Source organism: Stenotrophomonas sp. YJH_SMC_106-19 (assembly GCF_059368375.1).
Window position 1 is genome coordinate 1,648,690 of sequence record NZ_JCAFRQ010000001.1, and the last position, 12,248, is coordinate 1,660,937.

A 12,248-nucleotide genomic window follows, 5' to 3' on the forward strand; every position below is an offset into this window, starting at 1 on the left:
GAGCGCGCAGCGTGCAGAACGGACACCTCTCCGGCGCTACCTCAATGGCTGGCTTTGTCCCGCTTCCAGCCGCGGTGCCGGATGTCCAGGTGCAGGCTGTACAGCGCGGTGAACGCCGGGAACAGGTTCTGCAGCACGCCCACCGAATCCTGCTTGGCCGAGAACAGGAAGTAGCTCAGCGTCATCAGGCTGCCGATCACGCTCATGTACCAGAACAGGCGCGGGATGACCGGCTTGCCGGCACGCCGGGAGGCGATGAACTGGACCAGCCAGCGGCCGCCGAACATCAGTGCGCCGGTATAGCCGATCAGCTTCCAGCCCGTCACATGCAGGCCGGTCCAGAACAACCAGGTCAGCGGCTGGTCGAGCCAGTGCAGCGCCATCATCGTTCTTCCACCGCGGTACGCCTGCTGCGGGTGATCAGCCAGGCAACGCCCCGCAGGTCGCGGATGCCGACCAGCGCACGGCCGAGGTTGTTGTACTTGGAGACGCCAGCGGTACGGTGACGATGGTTGACCGGCACGCTGGTGGTCTTCCAACCGGCACGCTGCATCAGCGCCGGCAGATAGCGGTGCATGTGGTCGAAATACGGCAGGTCGAGGAAGGCTTCGCGCTCGAACAGCTTGATGCCGCAGCCGGTGTCGGGCGTATCGTCGCGCAGCATGCGCGCCCGGATGCGGTTGGCCCAGCGACTGGCCCAGCGCTTGCTGCCGCTGTCCTGGCGGTTGACGCGCCAGCCGGCAAACAGCTTCACCTGCCCGTCGGCAGCATCGCGAGCCGCCAGCAGCTTGGGGATGTCGGCCGGATCGTTCTGGCCATCACCATCCAGGGTGGCGATCCACGGCGCACGGGCATGCTTGACACCGGTGCGCACCGCTGTGCTCTGCCCGCTCTGCTCGACGTGGTGCAGCACCCGCAGCTCCGGCGTGGTGGCTTTCAGGCCCTGCAGCACCGCCAGGCTGTCATCGCGGGAGTGATCGTCGACATAGACGATCTCGAACGGCAACCGGCCCCGCAGTGCCGCGACGATTTCGGCGATCAGGGGCGCGACATTGTCGCGCTCGTTGAATACGGGGACGACAACGGAAAGCTCGGGTTGGCTCATGGGTCACTCGGCCAAGAGGGGACAAAGACCGCGCATTCTCCGAAGCCGAGGTTATCCGAAGATGAATCCGGCTGTGTGAGGATTGCTCCTCAGACGCGATCGCCGAAATACTCGCGGCACCACTGGACGACGGGCGGCAGCCCCTGCTCGATCGGGGTCACCGCATCGAAGCCGAATGCGTCATGTGCGCGGCGGGTGTCGGCCATCGTGCGGACCATGTCGCCCGGCTGCATCGGCTTGTAGACCTTCTGCGCAGGGCGGCCGGCGGCCTGCTCGATGACGCTGATGAAGCGCTCCAGCTCGACCGGCGTATGGTTGCCGAGGTTGAATACCCGATGCGGTACCGGACCGTCGGCCGGGTGCGCGAGCGCGCCGAGGATACCCGACACGATGTCGGAGACATGTGTGAAATCGCGCTGCATGCGCCCCTGGTTGAACACCTCGATCGGGCGCCCGGCCAGGACGGCACGCGAAAACAGCAGCGGCGCCATGTCCGGCCGTCCCCACGCGCCGTACACGGTGAAGAAGCGCAGGCCGGTGGCACGCAGGCCATACAGCTGCGCGTAGGTGTGCGCCATCAGCTCGTTGGCAGCCTTGGTGGCCGCGTACAGCGAGCGCGGCTGGTCCACGCGCTGGTCCTCGGAGAACGGCGGCGTGGCCGAATCGCCGTACACCGAACTGCTGGAGGCGTAGACCAGATGCTGCACGCCGCGGTGGCGGCACAGTTCCAGGATATTGACGAAGCCGACCAGGTTGCTGTCGACGTAGGCCTGCGGATTCTCCAGCGAGTAGCGCACCCCGGCCTGCGCGGCCAGGTGGATCACTGCCGTCGGCTGCACCTCATCGAACAGCGCAGCCAGGCCCTGCTGGTCGGTCAGGTCCAGGGTGCGCAGGTCCAGCGTGGGGCACAGCGCGGCCACGCGGTCCCGCTTGATCTGCGGGTCGTAGTAGTCGTTGAAGTTGTCCAGGCCCACCACCGGCTGGCCCGCCTCCAGCAGCGCGCGGGCGGTGTAGGCACCGATGAAGCCGGCAGCGCCGGTGAGCAGGATGGTCATTGCAGGTCTCTGTCCACGTGCCGAGCGACTCAGCCCTGGCGGATCCGCAGCTTTTCCAGCACGCCGTCGAGGGTATCCAGATCGGTGTAGTGGATGATCAGCTTGCCCTTGCCGGCGCGGCCGTGGCTGATCGCCACCTTGGTCCCCAGCGACTCGGACAGTTCGGTTTCCAGCGAGGCGATGTCGGCCTGCTGCACCTTCGGCGTGGCCGCCGGGCGGTTGCTCGGCACCTTGCCGGCGGCGAAGGCCTGCGCGCGGCGCTCCACTTCACGCACCGACCAGCCTTCATCGGCCGCTTCCTGCGCCAGCTTGCCGGCCAGTTCCGGGGCCAGGGTCAGCAGCGCGCGGGCGTGGCCCATTTCCAGTCGGCGGGTTTCCAGCAGCAGGCGGATGGCCACCGGCAGTTCCAGCAGGCGCAGCAGGTTGGACACCGCCGCACGCGAGCGGCCGACGGCCTCGGCCGCCTCGGCATGGGTCAGGGTGAACTCGCTGATCAGGCGCTGCAGCGCCTCGGCTTCTTCCAGCGGGTTGAGGTCTTCGCGCTGGATGTTCTCGATCAGCGCCATCGCGATGACGGTGCGGTCTTCCAGTTCGCGCACCACCACCGGCACTTCGTCCAGACCGGCCAGCTGCGAGGCGCGCCAGCGGCGTTCGCCGGCGACGATCTCGAAGTTGCCCGCCGGCAGCTGACGCACCAGGATCGGCTGGATCACGCCCTGCGACCGGATCGAGTCCGCCAGTTCGGACAGCTTGCCCTCGTCCATTTCGCGACGCGGCTGGTACTTGCCCGGCTGCAGCTGGCCGACCGGCAGCTTGCGCAGCACCTCACCCGGCAACGGTTCGATCACCGCGGTGGTGGCCTGCACCTGGCTGACCGCTCCCTTCGGACCGAGCAGCGCATCCAGGCCACGGCCGAGGCCTCGCTTCTTGGCTGCCGGCTTGCTGCTGGTCATCAGACGGTCTCCACGGCCTTGGTGGCCTTGTTGCGTTCGTTGTTGCGACGGATGATCTCGCCGGCCAGGCCGAGGTAAGCCACGCCGCCGCGCGAGGCGCGGTCGTAGCCGACGATGCTCTGGCCGTGGCTGGGCGCTTCAGCCAGGCGCACGTTGCGCGGCACGATGGTACGGAACACGCGGTCGCCGAAGTGTTCGGTCAGTTCGGCCGATACGGCGTTGGCCAGGTTGTTGCGCACATCGAACATGGTACGCAGCACGCCCTCGATCTCCAGCGCCGGGTTCAGGCTGGCGCGCAGCGCCTCGATGGTTTCCACCAGCGCACTCAGGCCTTCCAGCGCGTAGTACTCGCACTGCATCGGCACGATCACCGAATCGGCGGCGGCCAGTGCGTTGAGCGTCAGCAGTGAAAGCGCCGGCGGGCAGTCGATCAGGATGTAGTCGTACTCGTCGCGGATCGGCGCCAGCGCCCGCTTCAGGCGCTGCTCGCGCTCGCCCTGCGCCATCAGCTGGATTTCGGCTGCGGTCAGGTCGATGTTGCCGGGCAGCAGGTCGTAGCCTTCCGCGGTCTGCACACGCACGTCGGCGGCGGTGTTCTCGCCCAGCAGCAGGTCGCAGGTGGACGCCGCCAGCTCACGCTTGTCCACACCACTGCCCATGGTCGCGTTGCCCTGCGAATCCAGGTCGACCAACAGCACGCGCTTGGGTGCGTTGGCCAGGGAAGCGGCCAGGTTGACGGCGGTCGTGGTCTTGCCGACGCCACCCTTCTGGTTGGCGATGGCGATGATGCGGGCCATGCGGGTGTGCCTCGTCGACGGATGCTGGGACCGGTCATTATGCGTACAACCGGGCCCGGGCGGAAATCGTGGATCGCCAACCCCTTGTCGCGCAAAGGGTTGGCGGCGGGATCAGGGGCCTGTAACGGTGACCAGGTGGCGCTCGCCCGCCAGGCCGGGCACGCTCAACGGGGCCACGTCGCGCACCTGCCAGCCTGCCGGCAGTGCGGCGATCTCTTCATGCGGGTAGACGCCCTTCATCGCCAGCAGCACACCGCCAGGACGCAGCAGGTGGCCACCGACGCGGATGATGCCGGCCAGCGTGTCCATCGCGCGGGCGGTCAACTGGTCGTAGTGGCCGGCCTCGTCCAGCGCTTCGGCGCGCGACTCGGCCACGCGGGCATTGCCCAGGCCGAGCTGGCGCACGGCCTCGCGCATGAAGCGGGCCTTCTTGCCGTTGCTCTCGACCAGGGTGACCTGCAGACCCGGGCAGGCGATCGCCAGCGGGATACCGGGCAGTCCAGGACCGGTACCGAGGTCGGCCAGGCGGCCATCGGCCACGAACGGCTGCATGGCCAGCGAATCGAGCAGGTGACGGGTGACCATCTCCTGCGGGTCGCGGATGGCGGTGAGGTTGTAGGTGCCGTTCCAGCGGTGCAGCAGGCCCAGGTAGCGCAGCAGCGGCGGCGCCAGTGCGGCGTCCAGGCCCATGCCGGCCAGGCCCTGCTCCAGCGTGGCGGTCACGCCGGCGGGAAGTTCGTGTTCGCTCATGCCGCCATTATCGCCCGTTTCCCGGGCTGATTCGCCGCTTCATTGCGGATACCAGGCCAATGCGGCACGGAACTGGCCGCTGGCCTGCCATTCGTGCAGATGCCACTGCCGGGCATCACCCAGCGCAGGGTCGCACCAGCGCAGGTGCAGGGCGCCGTCGACACCTGGCGCCAGCTGCAGGCGATGCAGGCCGAACGAAATGCCCTGCCCGTGTGCCTTCAGCAGCGCCTCCTTGGCGCACCAGACACGGAAGAACCAGTGTTCGCGTTCCGTGGCGTCCAGGCCCTGCAGCCAGGCCACCTCTTCCGGATGGAAGAAGCGCTGCACGATCTCCAGCAGGCGTGGGCGCGGGCGCAGCAGTTCCAGGTCCACGCCGAGCCGTACACCTTCACCCAGCGCCACCAGCAGCACGTCGCCACTGTGGCTCCAGCCCGTGCCGTGGTCGGCCAGCGCACCGGTCAGCTCGGGTCGGCCCTTGTCGTCGCGGAGCAGCGGCAGTGCCTCCGGCGCGAGATCCAGCGCCTGTGCCAGCACCTGCCGGGCCTGCGGCTCACCACGCTGGCCCGGCACATGTGGCCGCCGCCAGACCGTCACGGGCCCGAAGCGCCAGGGGCCATCCAGGGTGGCTGGCAAGCTCATCCGCACGCAACCGTCACGGGATTGCACGACGGGTTCACAGCCATGCGCGTCAACTGGTCACGGTTTTCCACCGGAGGTTCGATCATGGGCATCATCATCTGGCTGATCGTCGGCGGCATCGTGGGCTGGCTGGCAAGCATCATCATGAAGCGCGATGCGCAGCAGGGCATCATTCTCAACATCGTGGTCGGCATTGTCGGCGCGCTGATTTCCGGCTGGCTGTTCGGCGGCGGCATCAACGAAGCGATCACCATCCGCACCTTCCTGTTCTCGCTGATCGGTGCGGTGATCCTGCTGGCGATCGTCAACCTGTTCACCCGCAAGAGCATACGTTGATCCGACGGGCAGCGCCGGGCACGGCCCGGCGCTACCTCACCCCAACTGCACCCATGCCGGCGCGTGGTCGCTGGGGCGCTCCCAGGTACGTGGCTCGCGGTCGATGCCGGACGCCACGGCGCCGCCCTTGAGCGCATCGGAGACCAGGGTGAGGTCGATGCGCAGGCCCAGATTGCGGCGGAAGCCCGCCGCGCGGTAATCCCACCAGCTGAACGTGCCGGCTTCATCGTTGTGCAGCCGGAAGCCATCGTGCAGGCCCAGCTGCAGCAGCTTGTTCAGCGCGCCGCGCTCGGCGGTGGAGGTGAGGATGTGGTTCTCGTTCCACACCTCCGGATCATGCACGTCGCGGGCGTCCGGGGCGATGTTGAAGTCACCCAGCACGACCAGCTTCGGGTGCCGCTGCAGTTCCTCGCCGATCCAGGCCTGCACGGCCTCCAGCCAGCGCAGCTTGTACGCATACTTGTCGGTGCCGACGTCCTGGCCGTTGACCACATACAGGTTGATCACCCGCAGGTCGCCAAAGGTTCCGGCGATGACGCGCTTCTGCTCGTCCTCGAAACCCGGAATGCCGATCTGCACGTCCTGCGCCGGCTCGCGTGACAGCAGGGCTACGCCGTTGTAGGTCTTCTGGCCGGCGAATACGCTGCGGTAGCCGGCGCCGATCAGCGCCGCATCCGGGAACTTGTGGTCCTCCAGCTTGGTTTCCTGGATACCGACGATGTCCGGGCCGAACTCCTTGAGCCACTGCTCCAGGTGCGGCAGGCGAACGTTGAGCGAATTGACATTCCACGAGGCGATCTTCATGGGGGCATTCTACCCGGGCCTGCTTTGGTAGGCGCCAACCTTGGTTGGCACCTACCAGTAGACCCACGCCATGCGTGGCTTCACCGCAGAAGCACCTTCAACATCCCCGCAATCTTCGAATACGGCGGCCGCAGCCTGTCGCTGGCCGCCCAGCGCGACTGCCACAGCACCGGCAACCGCTTGCTCATCGCATCGAACCCGGCGCGGCCGTGGTACGCGCCCATGCCGCTGGCACCGACCCCGCCGAACGGCAGGCCATCGGCGGCGAAGTGCAGCAGCGTGTCGTTGACCGTCACTCCCCCGGCCACCACGTTGGCGAGAATGCGCTCCACGGTGGCGCGGTCGTGGCTGAATGGATACAGCGCCAGCGGCCGGTCGCGGGAGAGAACGTCGACCAGCGCGGCATCCAGATCCGGGTAGGCGCGCACCGGCAGGATCGGCCCGAAGATCTCCTCACGCATCAGGTCCAGGTTGTCCGGCGGGTCCAGCACCACGGTCGGCACCAGCAGGCGCTCGCGGTCGGCACGCGCGTCATCCACCTGCGCCAGCGGAATCACCGGCACCCCGCGCTGCCGCGCCTGTGCCAGGTAGCCCTGCAGGCGCTGGTACTGGCCTTCGTTGATGATGCGCGTGTAGTCGCCGGCCTCGCTGAAGTCACCATAGCGCTCGCGTACCTGCTGCTGCAGCGCCTGCACGAACTCGCGCTGACGCGCGCTATCGATCAGCACGTAATCCGGCGCGATGCAGGTCTGGCCCGCGTTGAACCACTTGCCGGTGGCCAGCCGTGCGGCGGCTTTGTCCAGCGGGAAATCACGGCAGACGATGGCCGGCGACTTGCCGCCCAGTTCCAGCGTAACCGGCACCAGATGTTCGGCCGCAGCCGCCATCACCTTGCGGCCCACGGCGGTGGAACCGGTGAACAACAGATGGTCCAGCGGCAAAGAGGAGACCGCTGCGGCTACGTCCGCCCCACCCTGCACCACCGCCACCTGATCGGGTGGGAACACACTGGCCAGCAGATCGGCCAGGAACGCGCTGGTGCGCGGGGTATGTTCGGACGGCTTCAGCAACACATGGTTGCCGGCAGCGATGGCGGTGGCCAGTGGCACCAATGCCAGCGTAACCGGGTAGTTCCACGGCGAGATCACCCCGACCACGCCCAACGGCGTCGGCCGCAGCTGCGCGCGCGCCGGCCACAACTTCCATCCCGCCGATGCCCGCTGCGGCTTCGACCAGCGCCGCAGGTGGCGCCGCAGGTGGTCGATGGCCGACAGCACGCTCATGCCATCGGCCAGTTTCGATTCAACGTGGGCGCGATGGCCGAAGTCCTCGGCGATGGCCTGGGCCATTTCATCCAGACGCGGCTTCAGCGCCTCGCGCAGGCGGCGCAGGTCGGCTTCGCGCTGGTCGAGCGACGGGCGCTGCGACTGCCAGGCGCTGCGCAGGGTGTGCAGGAGGTGGGGGAGGTCGGCTGGGGCGGTGGTGGTCATGGGCCGATTGTAGGGTCGAGCCGTGCTTGGCTCGCATGCCAACCTTCACGCCGTGACACGCGGCCACACTGGCCGGGATGGGTTCAATAACGTCATCCAATCCAAGAACAGTAAGAAAACGTGCAATTTCGTACTTGCTTCATAGCCAAGCGGGCTCATCCGCATCAGGGTAATGATCTTGCCGAAACCAGATGATGGAAAAATGCGAATGATCTCCGCATGCTTGGCCGGCTGGCTTCTGATTGCTGGAACCACCGTGGCAGCAAGTCCACCCATTGATTACGCCCGTGTCATCAAGGCCAAGACGTCAAGAGCACAGGGACATTGGGCTCGCTATGTAGAGACCTCTGGTTCCCCGTGTTTCGCGATTCAACTTTTCGAATCTGAATCTCTAGACACTCTCATCCGCCAGAAAGAGATTTGTTCGCTTGGGAAGCAGCAGTTCTCGAGTGATTTCGCTTATGTCGGAGTCGAAAACGTTGAGTTCAAGCATGACCATGTTCATCTGGAGATCGACTTCACGCTCCTTCGCATACCCGGCCGCAATGTTCGGGATTGCTCAGTCGCTATACGTCACGGACACATCGGAGATTTGGTGTGCTGATGCACCTTTCACTTCCGCTGATGTTCGGCGCAGCGACTGCCCTGATGAACGAGCCAGTGAAGGCTGCACCGCGTCCCATCAACTATTCAAAGGTCACAAATGCAGAATTGGAAAGAGCTGGCGATCTCCTGGTCAGATACGTGCTGACGGCGGACAATCCGTGCCTGACGATCCAGTACCTGAAACCCGGTCATCCAGGCATCTTCCTGCGCGATCGGACGATCTGCTCGCTCGGCGAAGCCAGATTTGATCGCGACTTCGCATTGGTCGACTTCAAGACACTCGATTTCCACGATGACCGTCTGGATGTAGAAGTGGAATTCACTCCCTCACGAAGGGGACGCAAGGTGATCAGGTGGTGCTCCATCGCCCTGCAGCCTGATTCCATTGGCGATCTGGTGTGCAATCGATGATGGTGGCTCTCGTGATGGCCGCAGTACTGTCTCTGTCTGAAGCGTCGACTGCCCCTCCGCCGTCCAATGGCCATTTCGCGCAGGATACAAAGCGCGAGTATGTCTCGATGGTGGGCGACAGCCTGGCGTCGCTTGTGGGCGAGCTGGACGGTGAGCCCACCTCTGGCGCCACCATCGATCGGGTGCTGGCTGCTTTGGAGGAGCGACTGAAGCGTACCCCATGCAGGTCAGCGGGACCTGGCAATACGCAGTCGCAACCACGTGGCATCACCTGCAACGCACCTGATGCAGAGCGCCTCTTTCCCTACTACGCGGCCCTGCGGCGGGCAGAGACACCAGCAGAGCACGATAGTCGGGGCCGTCGCTTTCTGGAAGCCTATGCCACCTTGCTCAGGGATGCACCGGATGTCGCCCTCACGCGACCAAGCGAGGGTGAAGCGGCAGATGGCGTGTTACATGTGCTCTTTCCATTCGAGACCTGGGACAGAAAGCTGAACATCCCGCGCCATCAGGTGCACTTCCCGTTTGTTCCTGTGTGCAACCTCGTTGTCGCTCGCGCTGCGCGCTGCCCGGGAGTCGACCAGCTGCGCAGAGAAATCGGTCGGGCAGGCGATGAGAGTGAACAGCGCTTGTTGTGCATCAAGGAGTTCTCGACGCGGCAGCTGGCGGAGGAAGGTGAATGCCCGGAAGCCACTACCACCAGCCCCTGATGCCCATCACATGCTCCCGCCAAGATGATGGTCTCCTGGAGAATGAATTTGTTTAGCTTCATCCTCACTGTGCTCGCAACAGCGGCTTCAACAGAGGATGCGAAGGCTGACGGCGGCAAATGGGTGCACTCTGGCAGCAGCATCACACTGCGATACGACGGCGAGGAGAATGGCCGCTACCGGAACCTCTCGGTGATGAAGCAGGGCAAGCTGGTGCGCCGCATAGCTTTGGGCAAGCGCTCGTACTCTCTGTTCGAGTACGACCCCGATCCGGCGACGTCCCCTGACGGCCGGTATGTGCTTGTCACTGACGTGGAATCCGGTGAGGTTGGCATGCCGGATGGGCGCGGTTCTCTGCATGAAAGGCGGTACTGCGGTTTCATCGACACACGAAGCGGTTGCCTGCTCGCGCGTCAGACCGGGCAATTCTGTGGAGGGCAATTCAATGACGCTGGCGCCTGGGCATCTCCCGCCCTTCCTGAGCTGCACCCTTCTGAGGTGCGCCCCACCGCGGAGGACTATGCCTCAGGCCGCCTGAGTTCCTCGGATGCGCCCGATGGTTCCCTCGACAATCTGCTTCGCTGTGACCCACCAGGCCCGGGCAACAGGGACCACTACGGGAAGCTGATCGATACGGGGATCTTTGACGTCACTCGCTCGCAAAGAAGGGCACTGTACGGCGGGTAAAGCTGACCGTTGATCGACTGCATAAGGCTGCAGCTTGTACTGCATACCGCGGCGGGGTCAGAGCCCTTTCGCATGCGAAAGGGATCCGACCCCGGTCGCCATCCCACAAGCAGAAAGGCCGCGGTCTGCACCGCGGCCTTCCCTTCACTGCATGGAACCCACCGGTTATTTGGTGATATCCACGTCCTTGGTTTCACGCAGGAACAGGCCACCGATCACCACCGACATCAGCGCGATCGCGATCGGATACCACAGGCCGTAGTACAGGTTGCCGGTACCGGCCACCAGCGCGAAGGAGATCGCCGGCAGGAAGCCACCGAACCAGCCGTTGCCGATGTGATACGGCAGCGACATCGAGGTGTAGCGGATGCGGGTCGGGAACAGCTCGACCAGGTAGGCGGCGATCGGGCCGTAGACCATGGTCACGTACAGCACCAGCAGCCACAGCATGAAGATCGTGCCCGCAATGTTGATGCGCGCGCTGTCCGCCTTGGCCGGGTAGCCGGCGGTGGTCAGGGCGGTCTTCAGTTCGGCACCGAACGCGTCGGCCTTGGCCTTGCCTTCGTCCTTGCTCAGTCCCGCCGCTTCATACGAGGTGACGCTGGCGCTGCCGACGTTGACGATCGCCAGCGAACCCGCCGCTGCCGGCTGCACGTCGTACGGCACGCCCGCCTTGGTCAACGCGGCGGTGGCCACGTCACAGGAGCTGGTGAACTTGCGCAGGCCGACCGGATCGAACTGGAACGAGCAGGTGGACGGATCGGCCACGACCAGGGCCGGCGAGCTGCTGCGGGCCTCTTCGATGGCCGGGTTGGCGAAGTGGGTCAGGCCCTTGAAGATCGGGATGTAGGTCACGGCAGCCAGCAGGCAGCCGGCGAGGATGATCTTCTTGCGGCCGATACGGTCGGACAGCCAGCCGAAGAAGATGAAGAACGGCACACCCAGCGCCAGTGCGGCTGCGATCAGCAGGTAGGAGGTGGTGGCGTCGACCTTCAGCATGCTGCTGAGGAAGAACAGCGCATAGAACTGGCCGCCGTACCAGACCACGGCCTGGCCGGCCGCTGCGCCCAGCAGGACCAGCAGCATCAGCTTCAGGTTGCCGCCCTTCAGGCTGTCACGGAACGGCGTCTTGGAGCCCTTGCCTTCCGACTTCATCTGCTGGAACAGCGGCGACTCACTCAGCTGCAGGCGGATCCACACCGAGATGCCCAGCAGCACGATGGACACCAGGAACGGAATGCGCCAGCCCCAGGCTTCGAATGCTTCATTGCCCAGGAAGTAGCGGCAGGCCAGGATGATCAGCAGCGACATGAACAGGCCCAGCGTGGCGGTGCACTGGATGAAGCTGGTGTACAGGCCACGCTTGTCGTCCGGGGCATGCTCGGCCACGTAGGTCGCCGCGCCGCCGTATTCGCCACCCATCGCCAGGCCCTGGGCCAGGCGCAGGATGATCAGGATCACCGGCGCGGCAAAGCCGATCGACGCGTAGTTGGGCAGCACACCGACCAGGAACGTCGAGATGCCCATGATCAGGATGGTGACCAGGAAGGTGTACTTGCGGCCGATGCGGTCGCCGAGGCTGCCGAAGAAGGCCGCGCCGAACGGTCGCACGAAGAAGCCGGCGGCGAACGCCAGCAGGGCGAAGATCATGCCCGTGGTTTCATTGACACCGCTGAAGAACTGCTTGGCGATGATGGCGGCGAGCGAGCCGTACAGGAAGAAGTCATACCACTCGAAGACCGTACCCAGGCTCGAAGCGAAGATGACTTTCTTGTGGCCCTTGGTTAGGGTGCCCGCGGGATTGTGCGCGGTGCTGGGTGTGCTGGACATGAGACGCTTCCCCTCCGAAGCAATCGTTGTTGGTAGGTGCCGACGGTGGGTCGGCACTCAGTATCGGTAGCGGCC

At 65.4% G+C, this 12,248-nt stretch carries 14 protein-coding genes; 4 read left to right on the forward strand and 10 right to left on the reverse strand.

Annotation, left to right across the window (positions count from 1 at the left end; genetic code table 11):
* Positions 1 to 41: 41 nt before the first annotated feature.
* From AC5P5M_RS07395 to AC5P5M_RS07425, 7 genes are all read right to left on the reverse strand, one after another.
* Positions 42 to 383, reverse strand: coding sequence for a lipid-A-disaccharide synthase N-terminal domain-containing protein (locus tag AC5P5M_RS07395; RefSeq protein WP_053517717.1), 342 nt, complete (start codon positions 381 to 383; stop codon positions 42 to 44).
* Positions 383 to 1,105 carry a glycosyltransferase family 2 protein gene (locus tag AC5P5M_RS07400; protein WP_065174256.1) on the reverse strand — a complete coding sequence of 241 codons (723 nt, stop codon included), beginning with the start codon at positions 1,103 to 1,105 and terminating at the stop codon, positions 383 to 385. Before AC5P5M_RS07400 ends, AC5P5M_RS07395 begins: the two co-directional genes overlap by 1 nt.
* Before the next feature lie 89 nt (positions 1,106 to 1,194).
* Positions 1,195 to 2,160, reverse strand: coding sequence for an NAD-dependent epimerase/dehydratase family protein (locus tag AC5P5M_RS07405; protein WP_495205703.1), 966 nt, complete (start codon positions 2,158 to 2,160; stop codon positions 1,195 to 1,197).
* Positions 2,161 to 2,189: 29 nt separating this feature from the next.
* Positions 2,190 to 3,113, reverse strand: a complete 924-nt coding sequence (locus tag AC5P5M_RS07410) for a ParB/RepB/Spo0J family partition protein (RefSeq protein WP_495205704.1) — start codon at positions 3,111 to 3,113, stop codon at positions 2,190 to 2,192.
* A complete protein-coding gene (locus tag AC5P5M_RS07415) occupies positions 3,113 to 3,910 on the reverse strand; it encodes a ParA family protein (protein WP_053517712.1) in 798 nt (265 codons plus the stop codon). The genes AC5P5M_RS07410 and AC5P5M_RS07415 overlap by 1 nt, the downstream gene beginning before the upstream one ends.
* Before the next feature lie 111 nt (positions 3,911 to 4,021).
* Positions 4,022 to 4,660 (reverse strand): 16S rRNA (guanine(527)-N(7))-methyltransferase RsmG, encoded by a 639-nt coding sequence (rsmG, locus tag AC5P5M_RS07420; RefSeq protein ID WP_053517711.1) that lies wholly within the window; start codon positions 4,658 to 4,660, stop codon positions 4,022 to 4,024.
* Between the two features lie 39 nt (positions 4,661 to 4,699).
* The gene (locus AC5P5M_RS07425; RefSeq protein WP_495205705.1) at positions 4,700 to 5,299 is read right to left on the reverse strand and encodes a 4'-phosphopantetheinyl transferase family protein; all 600 of its coding nucleotides are present in this window, start codon (positions 5,297 to 5,299) and stop codon (positions 4,700 to 4,702) included.
* An 84-nt stretch (positions 5,300 to 5,383) separates the two neighbouring features.
* On the opposite strand from AC5P5M_RS07425, the gene AC5P5M_RS07430 reads away from it, so the two are divergent.
* Positions 5,384 to 5,635, forward strand: coding sequence for a GlsB/YeaQ/YmgE family stress response membrane protein (locus AC5P5M_RS07430; protein WP_005411656.1), 252 nt, complete (start codon positions 5,384 to 5,386; stop codon positions 5,633 to 5,635).
* Positions 5,636 to 5,671: 36 nt separating this feature from the next.
* Here AC5P5M_RS07430 and xth read toward each other — a convergent pair whose 3' ends face one another.
* Both xth and AC5P5M_RS07440 read right to left on the reverse strand, forming a co-directional pair.
* Positions 5,672 to 6,439 (reverse strand): exodeoxyribonuclease III, encoded by a 768-nt coding sequence (gene xth, locus AC5P5M_RS07435; protein ID WP_476340017.1) that lies wholly within the window; start codon positions 6,437 to 6,439, stop codon positions 5,672 to 5,674.
* 80 nt (positions 6,440 to 6,519) lie between these two features.
* Positions 6,520 to 7,929 carry a coniferyl aldehyde dehydrogenase gene (locus tag AC5P5M_RS07440; protein ID WP_495205706.1) on the reverse strand — a complete coding sequence of 470 codons (1,410 nt, stop codon included), beginning with the start codon at positions 7,927 to 7,929 and terminating at the stop codon, positions 6,520 to 6,522.
* Positions 7,930 to 8,526: 597 nt separating this feature from the next.
* Between AC5P5M_RS07440 and AC5P5M_RS07445 the strand changes: the two genes are divergently transcribed.
* The 3 genes from AC5P5M_RS07445 to AC5P5M_RS07455 are packed head-to-tail and all read left to right on the forward strand — an operon-like array spanning position 8,527 to position 10,343.
* Positions 8,527 to 8,946 carry a hypothetical protein gene (locus AC5P5M_RS07445; RefSeq protein ID WP_180876444.1) on the forward strand — a complete coding sequence of 140 codons (420 nt, stop codon included), beginning with the start codon at positions 8,527 to 8,529 and terminating at the stop codon, positions 8,944 to 8,946.
* Positions 8,943 to 9,656, forward strand: coding sequence for a hypothetical protein (locus AC5P5M_RS07450; RefSeq protein ID WP_065174248.1), 714 nt, complete (start codon positions 8,943 to 8,945; stop codon positions 9,654 to 9,656). Before AC5P5M_RS07445 ends, AC5P5M_RS07450 begins: the two co-directional genes overlap by 4 nt.
* Before the next feature lie 42 nt (positions 9,657 to 9,698).
* Entirely contained in the window at positions 9,699 to 10,343 is a 645-nt protein-coding gene (locus AC5P5M_RS07455) for a hypothetical protein (protein ID WP_495205707.1), read from the forward strand.
* A gap of 165 nt (positions 10,344 to 10,508) precedes the next feature.
* On the opposite strand, the gene AC5P5M_RS07460 is transcribed toward AC5P5M_RS07455, so the two are convergent.
* On the reverse strand, positions 10,509 to 12,173 hold the full coding sequence (locus AC5P5M_RS07460; protein ID WP_053517700.1) for an MFS transporter: 1,665 nt from the start codon (positions 12,171 to 12,173) through the stop codon (positions 10,509 to 10,511).
* Positions 12,174 to 12,248 lie beyond the last annotated feature (75 nt).

Coding starts and splice junctions, on each gene's coding strand:
- AC5P5M_RS07440 (WP_495205706.1), bottom strand. CDS start 7,929: ATGACCACCACCGCCCCAGCCGACCTCCCCCACCTCCTGCACACCCTG.
- AC5P5M_RS07400 (WP_065174256.1), bottom strand. CDS start 1,105: ATGAGCCAACCCGAGCTTTCCGTTGTCGTCCCCGTATTCAACGAGCGC.
- AC5P5M_RS07450 (WP_065174248.1), top strand. CDS start 8,943: ATGATGGTGGCTCTCGTGATGGCCGCAGTACTGTCTCTGTCTGAAGCG.
- AC5P5M_RS07405 (WP_495205703.1), bottom strand. CDS start 2,160: ATGACCATCCTGCTCACCGGCGCTGCCGGCTTCATCGGTGCCTACACC.
- AC5P5M_RS07430 (WP_005411656.1), top strand. CDS start 5,384: ATGGGCATCATCATCTGGCTGATCGTCGGCGGCATCGTGGGCTGGCTG.
- AC5P5M_RS07460 (WP_053517700.1), bottom strand. CDS start 12,173: ATGTCCAGCACACCCAGCACCGCGCACAATCCCGCGGGCACCCTAACC.
- AC5P5M_RS07425 (WP_495205705.1), bottom strand. CDS start 5,299: ATGAGCTTGCCAGCCACCCTGGATGGCCCCTGGCGCTTCGGGCCCGTG.
- AC5P5M_RS07395 (WP_053517717.1), bottom strand. CDS start 383: ATGGCGCTGCACTGGCTCGACCAGCCGCTGACCTGGTTGTTCTGGACC.
- AC5P5M_RS07455 (WP_495205707.1), top strand. CDS start 9,699: ATGAATTTGTTTAGCTTCATCCTCACTGTGCTCGCAACAGCGGCTTCA.
- xth (WP_476340017.1), bottom strand. CDS start 6,439: ATGAAGATCGCCTCGTGGAATGTCAATTCGCTCAACGTTCGCCTGCCG.
- AC5P5M_RS07415 (WP_053517712.1), bottom strand. CDS start 3,910: ATGGCCCGCATCATCGCCATCGCCAACCAGAAGGGTGGCGTCGGCAAG.
- AC5P5M_RS07410 (WP_495205704.1), bottom strand. CDS start 3,113: ATGACCAGCAGCAAGCCGGCAGCCAAGAAGCGAGGCCTCGGCCGTGGC.
- rsmG (WP_053517711.1), bottom strand. CDS start 4,660: ATGAGCGAACACGAACTTCCCGCCGGCGTGACCGCCACGCTGGAGCAG.